Annotated in this window: 9 protein-coding genes; 3 read left to right on the top strand and 6 right to left on the bottom strand. The window is 55.6% G+C overall.

Going from position 1 to position 14,863, the window contains the following annotated elements; genetic code table 11:
* Nucleotides 1-83: 83 nt before the first annotated feature.
* Together NMK_RS07860 and NMK_RS07855 are read right to left on the bottom strand one after the other, a co-directional pair.
* Nucleotides 84-1,070, bottom strand: coding sequence for a Tim44 domain-containing protein (locus NMK_RS07860; RefSeq protein WP_109015235.1), 987 nt, complete (start codon nucleotides 1,068-1,070; stop codon nucleotides 84-86).
* 113 nt (nucleotides 1,071-1,183) lie between these two features.
* On the bottom strand, nucleotides 1,184-2,422 hold the full coding sequence (locus NMK_RS07855) for a cation:proton antiporter (protein WP_109015234.1): 1,239 nt from the start codon (nucleotides 2,420-2,422) through the stop codon (nucleotides 1,184-1,186).
* Nucleotides 2,423-2,547: 125 nt separating this feature from the next.
* Between NMK_RS07855 and NMK_RS07850 the strand changes: the two genes are divergently transcribed.
* The gene (locus tag NMK_RS07850; RefSeq protein WP_109015233.1) at nucleotides 2,548-4,530 is read left to right on the top strand and encodes a GGDEF domain-containing protein; all 1,983 of its coding nucleotides are present in this window, start codon (nucleotides 2,548-2,550) and stop codon (nucleotides 4,528-4,530) included.
* Between the two features lie 79 nt (nucleotides 4,531-4,609).
* Nucleotides 4,610-6,529, top strand: coding sequence for a GGDEF domain-containing protein (locus tag NMK_RS07845; protein ID WP_109015232.1), 1,920 nt, complete (start codon nucleotides 4,610-4,612; stop codon nucleotides 6,527-6,529).
* 276 nt (nucleotides 6,530-6,805) lie between these two features.
* On the opposite strand, the gene NMK_RS07840 is transcribed toward NMK_RS07845, so the two are convergent.
* From NMK_RS07840 to ppsA, 4 genes are all read right to left on the bottom strand, one after another.
* Entirely contained in the window at nucleotides 6,806-7,387 is a 582-nt protein-coding gene (locus tag NMK_RS07840; protein ID WP_146187143.1) for a hypothetical protein, read from the bottom strand.
* Between the two features lie 10 nt (nucleotides 7,388-7,397).
* Nucleotides 7,398-8,963 (bottom strand): DUF8616 domain-containing protein, encoded by a 1,566-nt coding sequence (locus NMK_RS07835; RefSeq protein ID WP_109015230.1) that lies wholly within the window; start codon nucleotides 8,961-8,963, stop codon nucleotides 7,398-7,400.
* Complete coding sequence (locus NMK_RS07830) at nucleotides 8,932-11,298, bottom strand: ShlB/FhaC/HecB family hemolysin secretion/activation protein (RefSeq protein WP_109015229.1); 2,367 nt, start codon at nucleotides 11,296-11,298, stop codon at nucleotides 8,932-8,934. The genes NMK_RS07835 and NMK_RS07830 overlap by 32 nt, the downstream gene beginning before the upstream one ends.
* Nucleotides 11,299-11,575: 277 nt before the next feature.
* Nucleotides 11,576-13,942 (bottom strand): phosphoenolpyruvate synthase, encoded by a 2,367-nt coding sequence (gene ppsA, locus NMK_RS07825; protein ID WP_109015228.1) that lies wholly within the window; start codon nucleotides 13,940-13,942, stop codon nucleotides 11,576-11,578.
* 69 nt (nucleotides 13,943-14,011) lie between these two features.
* On the opposite strand from ppsA, the gene ppsR reads away from it, so the two are divergent.
* Complete coding sequence (gene ppsR, locus NMK_RS07820) at nucleotides 14,012-14,842, top strand: posphoenolpyruvate synthetase regulatory kinase/phosphorylase PpsR (RefSeq protein ID WP_109015227.1); 831 nt, start codon at nucleotides 14,012-14,014, stop codon at nucleotides 14,840-14,842.
* Nucleotides 14,843-14,863: the final 21 nt, after the last annotated feature.

Genomic DNA, 14,863 nt, shown 5'->3' with positions numbered 1-14,863 from the left:
GGCGTAAACAAAAACCCCGGAGAACGATGTTCTGCCGGGGCTTTTGTTAATGGCAGGAGTAATTCCTGCCGGAAGGGCAATATTTAAACCTGTTCGATGCCTGCCAGCTGCCATTGGTTGCCAGCGTCGCTGCCGCGAACGAAATGCCATACCTCATCGATTTGCTCAGGCGCTGCGTTGGCGTCCTCGCTGATCATGCCGCGGAAACGCACGCTGGCAATGCTGCGGTCGCCTTCCTCGGTCAGGTCCACACGTTCGGCTTTCATCATCATGGTTTGCGTATGGCTTGCAGTGGGACGTTCTTCGATATCGGAGATTAATTGCGTTCTCAACGGCTCGGTGACGTGCTGCTGCATGTGAGCGATATCACCGCGATTATTGGCTTCTTGCAAATCGTTGAAGAACTTGAGCGCATTACGTTCGAATTCTTGCTTTTCGCCGTCTTGGGCGCTGCTTGCCAGCGACGCGGCGCTCGCTCTGTTGATATTGACGGGGATGGTGCCTGCAGCGGCTTCGCGACGGCGTGAAAGCATCATCAGGAAACCCATGACGGCGGCCGTGCCGAGCAGCAACAGCAGGATAAAGCCCCAGGGAGAGCTGGCGTTCTCGCGCTGATCGGCGGCCAACGGTGCGCCATAGCTGCCATTGGCGCCTGTCGAGGCTTGCGGCACGGTATTGTTGCCGTTGTGCATTGCAGAGTTGGCAAGGTAGCCAACGGCTGCACCTGCGGCCGCCGCGCCTACCATGCTGCCCACGCCAAATTGGCGCGGCTGCTGTTGGGTCGGAGCCTGCGTGCCGACCGGAGCTTGGGCTGGCATGGGCTGAGGGGCTACGCCTGGCTGCGTGCTTTGCGGATTACTGCGCACCTGGTTCATGACATCGGAACGCTGCATGCCTGCACTGGTGCCGCCGCCGACGCGTTGCGGCGTGGAGGAGGGGGCGCTCATGCTGCTGCGGCTGGAATAGCTGGATGAGGAAGAACGGCTGCCTACTCGAGCGCCGGCCTCCAAGGATTGCAGGGTCAAAGACAGCATCATCGCGGTGACGATCGCTAATCGGGTCTTGCGCATGAATCGAATTCCTTTAATTTTGGAAACAACTAATTTTTGCCGCCGTTGATGACAGACGGTTTACAAAGGACAGCAGGAAACCGCCTCGGTTCCTGCAACATGGGGGTGAAAGTTTATTCCTCAACCAGCAGGTCGAGTTTTTTTGCCAGCCATTGAGTCGTCGTGGCTTGGATCAGGATCGTCATGAGGATGGCGATGAAGGTCACGGAGGCGATCATTTCTGCCCCCGGCGCTTTCATGCCCAGCAGCAGCCCCGCTAGTGCGCCAGGGATCACGCCGGTTTCGCGTGTCCAGCACATGAATAGCAACTCCCTAAGACTCCATTTTGCGCGGCGGTCCGGCAAGGCGCACAGGAATACCGTGAGTGGTCGCCCAACCAGCATGAAAATGGTGACGACGGCTATGCCGCCGACCAGGTATTGATTCATCAGGCTGAAATTCACCTGCGAGCCGAGCAGGATGAAAATGAACATGCGCATGATGAGGGAGGTCGTCAGGACGAAATCTTCCAACTGAGCTTCGTCGCGTTCGGCGACCTGGAACCCGAGCGATTGCTGGTTGCCGAGCATGATGCCGAACACGAACACGGCCATGTAACCGCTGGAGTGCAACCCATCGGCCCCCATGTAGGCGCCGATCACGGCCATCAAGGTCACCACAGGCGCATATTCCGCCAGGAAGCCGAATTTCTCGTGCGCAATCAGTACCGCAGCCAGGTAGCCAAGCGCGCCGCCGACAACGATGCCGAGCCCGGATTGCTTCAGCAGGTCCAGCACCGCATCGCCGGCCGAAAACGTACCCGCGCCCATGGCGATGCCCAACACGGTGAAGGTCAGGATGGCGCCCATGGCATCGTTGAACGCGGATTCGCTCATGACGGTCTGCGCAACCCTGTCCTTGATGTGAATCTGCTTGAACACCGGGACCAAGGTCGCCGGATCGGTAGATGCGATGGCTGCGCCCAGTAGCAGTGCCACAATGACGGGTACGCCCAGAATGTAATAGGCTGCGAGGCCGGTCACAGCCATGCTGACGACGACTCCCAGGGTCGCCAGGATCACCACGCTCAGCCAGACTTCCTTGAGTACCTTGAGCCGAATGGAGGCGCCGCCGTCGAACAGGATATAACTAGACCCGAAGATGAGAATGAGCTGGTTGATGGCGGAGTCTGCCTTGATATCGACCAGTCCTGTCGCTTGCGGCCCCAGCGCAATGCCGAACAGTAGGAAGACGACGACATCGGGGACGCGCAAGGCGCGGGCGACAAGACCCGAAAGGGTCCCTATGCTCAGGATGATCCCGATCAGAAGCAGGATATGTTTGGCAAATTCGAGCGAGGCATTGGTTTCCATGTGAGTATTTTAGCGTAGATGTGGGCTGGGGCTGGAAACATGGGGCAAGCCGACTAAAAACCGAATATAAGTCCTTGTTGCGGTTATAATGCTGAGCCTGAAGCCCACTAACAAAGAGCAACAAAATGCTTCCGCTTCTGCTAGAAAAACTAAGAAAAAACCGGCCCCAATCCATCGTTTCTCGCTCGCTGATCCTCGTCGTTATCAGGATCGGATTGGTCTCGCTCGCTGCAGGAGCCGTTTCTTACTTTGTTAACGCCTACTCTATCGAGGATGGCGTGCGACGCCAGTTGTTGCTCTCCACCGAGCAAAAACTTCAGCGCGAGTCCTTGCCTTTCAAGGAAATCAAAGACCTTCACCTGAGCTTTCTCCGCGAATTCGAGGAAACCTATCGCGAGGAGGCCCTCAAGCCCGGCTTGCTGCAGGATTTCAATCGCATTTTTTACCGGCAACCGGACGGTTCCTATGTGCAGCGGCCGGGGCTGTACGAAGGGGCGCGGCTCCCCGACGAACGTCAGTTCTCCATGATGTCGGCCACCTATGCGCCGGATGTCCCACTCACGGACGACATCCGCGAGCGCATGGCGCTGAGCTATACGCTCGGCTTCAAATACGGCTCCAGCACCAAGAATCGCTTCTTCAATTTCTACGGCATGGTGCCGGAGAAGGGGTTTTCCATCTACCAGCCGGTGGATGTAGCCAAGGCTTATACCTATACCGGCAGCGATGCGTTCAAGCTGGAAACCTACGAATTTTATTACCGCGGTTTTGCTGCCAGGCCTTACGACACCATCTTTACCAGCGTGTATTGGGATCATTCCAATAACGACTGGATGACCACGCTAGCGACGCCCGGAAGACGCGGCGCAGACGGTAAGTCGCGCATTCTGGCGTGCGTGGATTTTCCGCTCAAGGACTTGATGCGCCGCACTGCCAAACCTGCCATACAGGGTTCGAAAACGACCATCTTCCAGAACGATCCAACAGGCATCCTGATTTTCGATGCCGATCACGCCGAGCAGATCAAGCAAAGTCAGGGAACAGCCTCTATCCGCTCCCTTGCGCTGGGCGATTATTACCCCTTGCTGGATACCGGGTTGAAACTCGATTCAGGCCGTATCGCTCTGGTCACCACCGAAAGCGAGATCGTTGCCGTAGGCATGATTCCGGAAACGCCGTGGATCATGGCGGTGCATTATCCCAAGGCGCTGATGCATCCTGCCATTGTAGAAAACCTCGCTATCGTCATCGCTCTGGGTTTGATCACCCTGCTGGTCGAAATCTTCGTCATCCGCTCGATCTTGCAGAACCAGGTCGCGATTCCGCTGGCGCGACTGATGCATGCCATGAGAATTGTGGGACGATCAGGCCAACGCATGGACCATAGCGACCTTCCGCTTCAGGCCGAGGACGAGATCGGCGAATTGGCACGCGAATTTGCGGGCATGGCGGAACGTGTACAACATTCGCATGAACAATTGGAAACCCTGGTACAGGAGCGTACATCCGAGCTTGAAACCTCGAATCGCCGCCTGCTTCAGATGAGCGTCACGGATGAATTGACGGGTATCGCCAATCGCCGACGTTTCGACGACGTACTGGCCAGCGAATGGAAGCGCGGTAAACGCCACGGGGAAGAGTTGACGCTCATCATGGTCGATGTCGATTGGTTCAAGGACTACAACGACCGCTATGGGCATCAGGCCGGAGATATCTGTCTGCGCCGCGTGGCTGAAATTCTCAAGCGCGAGATGCATCGTGCTGGCGATCTTGTCGCACGATACGGCGGTGAGGAATTCGCCATCGTTGCACCTGCTACCGATGCCAAAGCCGCGCTAAAAGTCGGTAGGGAACTCTGCGCTGCTGTTGAGGCGGCGCGCATTCCTCACGATAAGTCGCCGTACTCCTACGTTACTGTCAGCGTCGGTGTCGCCACCGCAAACCCGGCAGGCGATGATTCTTCCGATGTTATTCTCAGAAATGCCGACCAGGCGCTGTATCGTGCCAAATCGCAGGGCCGAAACCACGTGTGCATCAATGCCGAGCCAAGCCTTCCACGCGCCCCAGCCCCTAGCATGGCAGCGTCCGGAGAATTGGATGTTGAATGATGAATTTTCTTTCTAATCAATGGTTAATAAGTTTTTCTGCTATTGTTGAGATAACCCCATTCTAGTTCGTCATTAAAACGTGTCTTCGCAGCTCGAATTATTTTCCCGCAACCCTGGCTCATCCCTGGTCACGCGTGCGCTTTACCTCGCAGTCCTGCGCATCGGCCTGGTGGCCTTGTGCGCGGGGGCCGTGTCCTATTTCGTCAATCGGTCTTCCATCGAAAACGCTGTACGTCAGCAATTGATGCTCTCGACTGAGCAGAAATTGCAGCGCGAATCGCTGCCTTTCAAGGAAATCAAGGAGCTGGAGCGCAACTTCATTGCCGAGTTCGATTCGATCTACGCAAGGACCGATCAGAAACAAGGCCTGGTCAAGGATTTCGACCGCTTCTTTTATCGACATGAAGACGGCTCCTATACCCAGCGTCCCGGACTGTTCGAAGGGCAGGCCCTGGCAGATGGCCAACAGTTTCAGGATATGTCGGCCACCTATGCGCCGGAGATCGTGCCCAATGACGATATCAAGGCGCGCTTTGCCCTGTCTTTCCTGCTGTCTTACAAGTACGGTTCGACCAACAAGGGGCGGCTGTTCAATTTTTACGGCGTCGTGCCTGAGAAAGGCTTTCCGATCTATCAATCTGCGGATATCGCCAAGGTTTTTACCTATTCCGGACCGGATGCACTTAAGCTCGAGACCTACGAGTTTTACTATCGCGGGTTTGCTAACGCCACACGCAGCACATTGTTTACCCGCATTTATTTCGATTTTTCCAACAATGCCTGGATGACGACCGTCGCTACGCCGGATAAGCCTGACGCATCGGGCAAGCACCGCATCCTGGCGTGTGTCGATGTGCTGCTCGACGACCTGATGCGGCGTACGGCCAAGCCTGCCATTCAGGGCGCCTATAGCACTATTTTCCAAACCGACAATGACGGCACCTTGATCTACGATCCGGAGCACGCTGGCGAAATCAAGCGTAGCGAGGGGCACGCATCTGTTCGCTCCCTTAAACTTGCTCGATTCCAACCTTTGTTGGATGCCACTCGCGACGCGATGCCGGGTAAGGTACAACTAGTGGATACGGGCGAGGATATCGTCGCTGTTGGCCTTATCCCTGAAACACCATGGGCTTTGGCCGTGCATTATCCGCGTGCCCTGATGCAGCCATCTATCCTGCAAAACCTTGCCATTGTCATTGCCCTGGGATTGGTCACCTTGCTGGTGGAAATCTTTATCATTCGATCCATCCTGCAAAATCAGGTGGCGATCCCGCTTCAGCGCTTGATGCAGGCCATGAAACGGATCGGAGGCACCGGCGGGAAAATCGATTGCAGCGATTTGCCTATGAAAGCCCAGGATGAAATCGGCGATGTGGCACGCGAATTCGCTGGCATGGCCGATCGTGTGCAGGATGCCCGGGATAGGCTTGAAAGCAAGGTGATGGAAAGAACGGCTGCGCTTGAGCAGCTCAATCGTCGTTTAATGGCGATAAGCGAAACCGACGAATTGACCAACGTTGCCAATCGCCGTCGTTTCGACGAGGTGCTCAGTATGGAATGGCGACGTGGACTCCGTACCGGCAAACCGATGGCACTGATGATGATCGACGTCGACTGGTTCAAGAAATATAACGACCATTACGGCCATCAAGCCGGGGATGAATGCCTCAAAGCAGTAGCCGCCCAACTGGCGCAGCACGTGCATCGTGCCGGCGATTTGCTGGCGCGCTACGGTGGGGAAGAGTTTTCAATCGTTGCGCCAGCAACATCGTTGGATGCAGCGCGCTTATGGGCCGAAGAGCTGTGCGCGGACATGGCCGTGCTCGATATCCCGCATATCGATTCTCCCCTGGGCAAAGTAACCATCAGCATCGGCGTGGCGGCCATCGCCCCCAGTCACGACCGTTCGCCCGAGCAATTGCTGCGCGAAGCTGACCGCGCGCTGTATCGTGCCAAGGAAAAAGGTCGTAATCAGGTTTTCGCTTGGTTGGGTTGACCTGTGATCGACTAGAAAGCTCTTCCAAGTGTAGGTGCTCGAACCGCTACGCGCCTTGAGTCTCTATTTCTTTTTTCAGTCAGCAGAGTGTCAACAAATGAAAAAATCCTAAATTAAACAATTAATGTCTTTTTTCCACTCTTGAGCATTTCATCGTTCTTCGGCTTGTCGATGGCAGTTTTTATGCTGGCGCTTTGAATAAGGGGGCATGCAGCACTTCACAGTTTTCTGGTTTGACTAATATCAATTTTCCCGGCCATTGCCCTTCTGCCGGAACTAGTCTGAGGATTCTAAATCGGGATTTTTCAGGGGTGCAGCCTCAGGATTACAAGGAGTAAATTTGCTTTCATACCAACTTTTCTCAAGTGCATTAATTTGTTGCTTTTCATTGTTTTGTTCTGTAGGGGTTGAGCCAAGTGTTAAATCGCGCGCACTTCCTGAAGATGCTTCAAAAATTTGCTTAATAAGCAATTTATCGAATGAGGGCACTCCTGCTTGGCAAAGCTCTAAAGACTCGGTCACGTAATCTGAAAATCCTGCTTTTGCAGCTATCCGCACCCAGTGCAAGTACTCCATCTTAGTTGGCGTTGATTGTCTAGCCATTGCAATTGCGAAGGATTTGTCGCTAACGATCTCATCTAAAACCGTTAATCTCAAATGCCGTGTATATAGATAAATCTCACTTTTATTGCCTTTTTCTGCTTTCCCCAAAATATCGCTTATACATGCAGGTCTGATATCTTGATCATCTTCCAAAACCTCTTTTCCACATGCCTTCCAATTTGATATATCCCAATACGAATAAACTCCTAGAGCTAGCAAAATCATTGCTAAACTGATTTTTATTTTTTTATGCACAACAAATACCTTATTTCTGAAAAGGAGCATTAGGTGGATATTTAGACGTCGAAATTACTGAACCATTGGGGCCAAATGTTTTCCATTTCCCGGGTGCTTGGATATTAGGATAATCACCATTAGGTTCGGTGGGCTCAAAGGCACCTGTCATTCCTGAAGTACTCCATATAGGGAATTGCCAAGTTTGTGTGGTAGGTGCTACAACAACTGTATTCAACGCTTTTGCTAAGGCGCTAGCTATGCCGGAATCCAGTCTACCCGCATTGCAAGCATCAATCATGATTGGCTTTCCAGGCTCCCAAGCTCCAGAATTTTTAATCATATCCACGAATTGATTAAACATGGCTGGCTCAGTCATTCGGACACCTTGAATGGTTTTATCGGTTGCATGAGCAAATATCACGGTATAGCCATTAACTTCATCTCCACCTGCACCAGCAGCATATAAAGCCCTGTCTTCAGATAAGACTCGATCTCCGGGCGCAATCAGTATGATTCGACTCTTTTCTCTGTCAATTGATGCGAATTTCTCTACAAGAGTAAATGATTTATCTTGATTTTTGACATACCCATAAAATGGCATTTTTGGTAAGTCAGGTGGGAAGAATAACTCTTTCAAACCATTATTCTCCGTCTCAATTCTTGCCGCGATACTGGCCGTAGCAGCATCGCCGCCCAATGCCGCAGTGGTGCTGGTGATGAGTGTATTGATCAGGGTAGCCCGAGCTTCCTTCTCAGCAGGAGTCAGGTTTGTGCTGCCCTTGCCATCGATCTGATCCAGCAAAGTATTGATGATCACGCCGCCACTGGCAGCCAGAGCTGCGGTACCGCAATCGCTGCCTGTAGCTTCAGCACCGGCACACGCCAGAACAGCATGAAGTGCCGTATGGGCTGCGCTGCCTTCGCCTCCCAGACTGTCGGCAAGTTGCTTGATCTCTTGTGCGCCCAAGGCTTGCAGCGTACGGATGGTCGCCGATTGCACAAGCTCCGTACCGCTGCCGGTCAAATTACCGCTGAAGGCGGCGGTGACAGTGGTGAGTGCGATACGACCTGTCCCACCCATGGCCCAAATCTGATTGTCTTGAAGTACCTGGGTTGCCTGGTTAATGACGTCTTGATTGCGCTGATCAGCTGGTTTTGCATTCTCCGCATCCAACGCTTGTTGAGCTGCCGTGCTTTCCTTAGCCCGGTTGTCGAGGAAGGTCGAAGCCTGCTGACTAAACGCCCCCACGATCTCAAACCCGGCATTGATGTTTTGCTTGGTTTGGTCGGTAAAGATCTTGCCGAGGGCATCGGTCGTGTCCTTGCCGGTCGCTACATCACGGTTGAGGGTGGCGACTGTGGTGGCGGCATCCTTACCTGTCGTGGTTTGCTGCTTGGCCTCGTTGGTGATGCTGATGCTGCCGCCGCTGATACCGCTTCGCGTGGTGCTGCTGGCATTGTCGCCAGCGCTCAGGGCGACAGGCGGCGTAGCGCTGAAGCCGTTGAGGCCGGGGAGGGTGAATCCCGGTGTGGCATTGCCGCCGGTGGCGGTTTGCCCCTTGCTATCCTTGCCTACCCTGGGGATTGCTGACATAAAGACCAGCAATACGGTCGAGATTGGTACGGCTGGTGGCGACCTGCACCCCATGTACGTCATAACCAGCCTTGCTGCTGCGGGTGGTGCTACTGACGATGAGATCGCGGCCAGCCTCAAGCGAGAGCGAATCGCCGCCTTCAATGGTGCCGCCGATGTTGCTCAAGTCCTGCCTGGCGGAAAGCGATACGGTATTCCCGTTGATACGCCCGCTGAGGTTCTTGATGTTGTCGGCGGTCATGCTGACAACATTGCGCCCGGCAATGGTGCCGCCGTTGGTCAGGTCACCTGAAACCTTGAAATCGACGTCATCCCCGGCGAGCAGCGCGCCGGAAGGGAGGAGATCGCCATCCTTGAGACGAACGTAAACCTGCGGGACCAGCACTTTAGTCTGGCTGCCGTCGGGGAGGGTGACGTCTTTTTCTACCAGCCAGACGATGTCGCTGGTCAGTTGGGCGATTTGCGCGTCGGTCAGCGCAACCCCAGGCACTAATTGATGGGCTTGTGCGAAGGTTACCCCCGCCGTCATCAGCGCTTTGTATTCGTCTTCGTCGTTACTGTAGCCGGTAAGAAACCGCCGCCCGGTCAGCTCGGCCACTTGTTCCCGAATGAGCTTTTGTTCGTAAAATCCGTCGCCCAGACGCTTTTGCGTCAAGGCCGGGTCGAGATTCATTCGTTGCAGCAGGTATCCCCCTCGGAGACCCAGCACTGCCCCTGCGAGCCGCTTTCCAACGAGTAATTGCGCCGACGGCCCGCTGACTTGACCGTAGTCGATTCCGATATAAATTTCCTGCCCGCTTTGGCCCAAGGCCAGGCCAAGGTCGTTTCGCACCAACCATCCGCGTTCGGCTGAGAGGGTGTTTTCCCCATCGAAACCGCGCACCGTATACCGGCCGCCGATGGAGAAACGGTCCTGAGGGATTAATGGGGTGTAGTTCCATTGTGCACGCCAGCTTCCGGCGTACTTGAGCGCTTGGCTGCCCAGGCGGAACGGGAGGCTGAACTGGGCGTCGGCCGTGAGGATTTTCGGGCGGGATGTGCCTTCGTCAAAAGTTTCTTCTGGCGCCGGCATGGCGGCGAGCATGCCGGTACCATGCTTGTAGGACAGTCCTAAATCCAGGATAGCGCTCTTGATATATTCGCGATCCGTAAGCCCAGCCTGCCAGCCGGCCATGCGCCTGCGTTGGACCAGGACTTCGGTATCGTCGATGTAGTTGCGTGAGGTTTTGAGATAGCCTGCGAGAGATACCGACGTTTTACGCGTGGCGTCGCGATAGATCAGGCGCGAAAGCTTGATTTCGTCATCGCTGCTTTGGCCGCGATACATGTAATTCTGGCTGAATCCCGCTACCGATTGGTGATAGCCGTGCTCGCTGGCCGTTACCCCCAGCAGCCAATACCCGTAAGGAATCTCGTAATGAACCGTGTAGCCGCGTGTTCCGCGTTCTCCAGGATCGCCGCCGCCAAGATCGTGGTTGTAGCTGTAGTAAAAGAGATCGTTGAGGGTGAACAAGTTATCGCCCGAGATGGTTATGCCGCCCTGATATTTCCCGGTCGTTTTGCCCCCGCTGTCGTCGGCGCTCAATGTCAGGCGTAACGGAAAACCTTGCCGGTAACTGATGACCAGGTCGCTATCGCCCGGCTTGGCGTTAGGGTCGGCCGATGGTTCGATTTGAATATCGGCATCGGAGGTGGGGGAACGTTTCAGGTTTTCCAGGCCTTGCTCTATGTCGCGCAAATTAAGCAGGTCACCCGGTTTGGCAGGCAAGGCGTTCCAGTATCGCCCCCGCGGGCTGGCGTCGGGTGCGAATCGAATGGCATGAATGCGTCCGGGGATGACGGTCAGGTTCAGGATTCCCGGTTTGAGATCTTGAGCCCCGGCCAGAACTCGAGTGGTGACATACCCCTTGGCTACAATCGCGTTTTGTAATCGAGCAATAACGGCATTGATGCCTTGTCCGCCGAGACATAAGCCGACCACTGAATCCGGCCCATCAACGACAGAATGCAGGGCAAATTGAAAATGCTCGGCCTCGTCTCCTTCAAGTCGAATCTGATGGATGACGAAACAGGGCGTTTCGCCGAGCGGGATTTGCGTTGAGCTGGGCGTACTGGATGGCTGCGGCAAGCGCACGTCGCGCTCGGGTTCCATCTCTTTCCGCAACTCGCGCTGTCGCTCTTGTTGGCGCAGCAGCTCTTGCGCCGAGGTGTCGGAGGCTGCTGCTGCGGTCAAGGGTTGGAAATTTGCCAGAACCAAAGCTAGAACAGCGAGCCTATTTCTGGAGAAGCGCAACCAGGGCGAGATAATATGTCCGCCCTTTAAATTGTGTTTCATAGCTCACCCGATTTTTGTTATTTTTTGATTCCTCTCAGCGCATTGCCAATCATCAGCATGATGGGTGAGGAGAAACTCGATTCTGAAGTGGTTTGCAAAGCAATGGCAGTCGGCCAAAGCGTATTTTTAATTAGGGAAAATCATTAGTGAGTGTCAGATTAAAGCTACACAAAACGCTGGCGTATGCGTTTCGCAGCGCCTAATAAAAAACCGCCGCAGACCCGAAGGCCTGCGGCGGTTTTGTTTTGCCGGCAGGATTTACCTGCGATGACAGTGGTTACGCCATCTTGCCGAGGCGCTCCCAGGTCGCGACCACAGTATCCGGGTTGAGCGAGATGGAAGAGATGCCTTGTGCCATCAGCCACTCGGCCAGGTCGGGGTGGTCCGACGGGCCTTGGCCGCAGATACCGACGTATTTGTCGAGACGGCGGCAGGCGGAAATCGCGAGCGACAGCAGTGCCTTCACTGCCGGGTTGCGTTCGTCGAAGGCGGAAGCTACCAGCGCGGAATCGCGGTCCAGGCCCAGGGTGAGTTGGGTCAGGTCGTTGGAGCCGATGGAGAAGCCGTCGAACAGTTCCAGGAACTGTTCTGCCAACAACGCGTTGGAAGGGATTTCGCACATCATGATGAGGCGCAGTCCATTCTCGCCGCGCTTCAGGCCGTGCTTGGCCAGCACGTCGATGACTGCGCGGGCTTCGTCGATAGTGCGCACGAAGGGGATCATCAACTCGACGTTGGTGAGGCCGATTTCGTCGCGTACCTTGCGCATGGCCAGGCATTCCATCTCGAAGCAGTCCACGAAGGACTCAGCCGCGTAACGCGATGCGCCGCGGAAGCCCAACATGGGGTTTTCTTCCTCGGGTTCGTAGATGTCGCCGCCGATCAGCTTGCGGTATTCGTTGGACTTGAAGTCCGACATACGCACGATGACGGGCTTGGGCCAGTACGCCGCACCCAGCGTTGCCACGCCTTCTGCCAACTTCTCGATGTAGAAGTCGCGCGGGCTGGCGTAGCCGCGGGAACGGCGTTCGATTTCCTCACGGACGCTCTCGCGCACGCGGGTATGGTCGAGGATGGCCTTGGGGTGCACGCCGATCATGTTGTTGATGACGAACTCCAGGCGAGCCAGGCCCACGCCGGCGTTCGGCAATTGCGCGAAGCTGAAGGCCAGGTCCGGATTGCCGACGTTCATCATGATCTTGGTCGGCAGCGGGGGCATCTCGGTGAGGTTGGAGGTCAACACCTCGTATTCCAGGGCGCCCTTGTAGACGTAGCCGGTATCGCCTTCCGCACAGGACACAGTCACGACTTCGTCTTCCACCAGGTTTTCGGTCGCATCGCCGCAACCGACGACTGCGGGAATACCGAGTTCACGCGCGATGATGGCTGCGTGGCAGGTACGGCCGCCGCGGTTGGTCACGATGGCAGAAGCGCGCTTCATCACCGGCTCCCAATCGGGGTCGGTCATGTCCGTCACCAGCACGTCGCCGGGTTCCACGCGCAGCATTTCCTTGGCGCTTTCGATGATGCGCACCGGGCCTTGGCCGATCTTCTGGCCGATGGCGCGACCAGAGGTCAGCACCTTGGAGTGCTGCTTGAGGTTGAAGCTTTGGGAGGTGCCTGCGACCGCTTGGGACTTCACCGTCTCAGGGCGCGCTTGCAGGATGTAGATCTTGCCGTCGTTGCCGTCGCGGCCCCACTCAATGTCCATGGGGCGCTGATAGTGTTCTTCAATGATGACGGCGTAGCGTGCGAGTTCCAGCACTTCTGCGTCGTCGAGTGCGAAGCCGCTGCGCTCCTTTGCGTCGGTTTGCACGGTATGGGTGGACTTCCCGGCAGAGACGGAGCCGGTGAATACCATCTTGATCAGCTTGGAACCCAGGCTGCGACGTACCACGGCTGGCTTGCCGGCAGCCAGCAGCGGCTTGTGAACGTAGAATTCGTCAGGGTTGACTGCACCTTGCACCACGGTTTCGCCCAGACCATAAGCGGCAGTGATGAACACCACGTCAGGGAAGCCGGATTCGGTATCGATGGTGAACATCACGCCGGAAGCGCCGATGTCGCTGCGTACCATCTTCTGGATACCGGCGGACAAGGCGACGTCGGCATGGACGAAGCCCTTGTGCACGCGGTAGGAAATGGCGCGGTCGTTGTAGAGGGAGGCAAACACTTCCTTGATGGCGTGGAGAATGTTGTCCAGGCCGTGGATGTTGAGGAAGGTTTCCTGCTGGCCGGCGAAGGATGCATCTGGCAGGTCTTCCGCAGTAGCAGAAGAGCGCACGGCGAACGTTGCACCGGTGTCGCTGCCGACCAAGCGTTGGTACTGGGCGGCGATTTCTTCCTGCAAGCGAGCAGGGAAAGGCGCATCCATGATCCACTGGCGGATCATCTTGCCGCAGGCGACCAAGGCCGTGACATCTTCTACGTCCAGCTTGTCCAGTTCGGCATTGATGCGGGCGGCGAGCCCGTTTTGAGCGAGAAATTCGCGATAGGCTTCAGCGGTTGTCGCAAAGCCGCCAGGGACGCGTACGCCCTTGGCTGTCAGCTGGCTGATCATTTCCCCCAGTGAAGCGTTCTTGCCGCCTACTGTGGGAACGTCCGTCATGCGCAGCGATTCGAAACCGATTACATAATCCGCCATAGTTCAATCTCACAAAAAGTTTTAAATGGATGGCATTATCTGCCACTACTCGCTCAACAAGGATGGTTCATGATCAAACCCACTCGCCGAAGCGTATTCTTCATCTCCGATGGCACCGGGATCTCTGCGGAGACCCTGGGGCTGAATTTGCTTGCGCACTTTCCGGGTGTGGAATTCCACCAGGTCCGGATGCCGTTCATCGACAGCCCGGAAAAAGCGCGGGCGTGCCTGCCGGCGATCAACAAGGCTGCGCAAGAGGACGGGTTGCGTCCGATTTTGCTAATGACCTTTGTTAACGAAGACGTGAGCGTCGAGTTTTGCCACGCCGATGCCCTTTGCCTGGATTTTTTCAAAACTTTTATTGGACCGCTGGGTCAGGAGCTGGGAATGCTGCCGACCCGCAGTATCGGACAGGGCCGAAGGGTTGTAGATAATAGCGTTTACCGGCACAGGATGGAAGCCGTCAACTACTCTCTCGAGCACGACGACGGTGCCAGCGAGCGCCATTTAAGCGAGGCAGAAGTCATTTTGGTGGGCGTCTCGCGCAGCGGAAAAACGCCGACGTCCTTGTATCTAGCCATGCAATTCGGGATTCGCGCGGCCAATTACCCTCTTATCCCTGAGGACTTCGAGCGCGGCAAGCTTCCCAGCGTGCTCGATCAATATCGCAAAAAATTATTTGGTCTCACCATCCGGCCGGAGCGTTTGCATGAGATTCGCTCGGAACGTCGGCCCAACAGCAAGTATGCATCGCTCGATAATTGCCGCCTCGAGGTCAAGCAGGCCGAGCAGTTGATGCATCGCGAAAACATTCGCTGGCTCGATTCCACGACGCGATCGATTGAAGAAATCGCCGCCAAGGTGATGCAGGAATGCGGGCTGGACGGCCATGTAGGCTAGCCCAGCCTCAGGTTTAAAATC

This window comes from Novimethylophilus kurashikiensis (assembly GCF_003112435.1).
GTDB lineage: Bacteria > Pseudomonadota > Gammaproteobacteria > Burkholderiales > Methylophilaceae > Novimethylophilus > Novimethylophilus kurashikiensis.
Note: the sequence above shows the minus strand (reverse complement) of the source record. Positions and strands in the feature narration are given on the sequence as shown.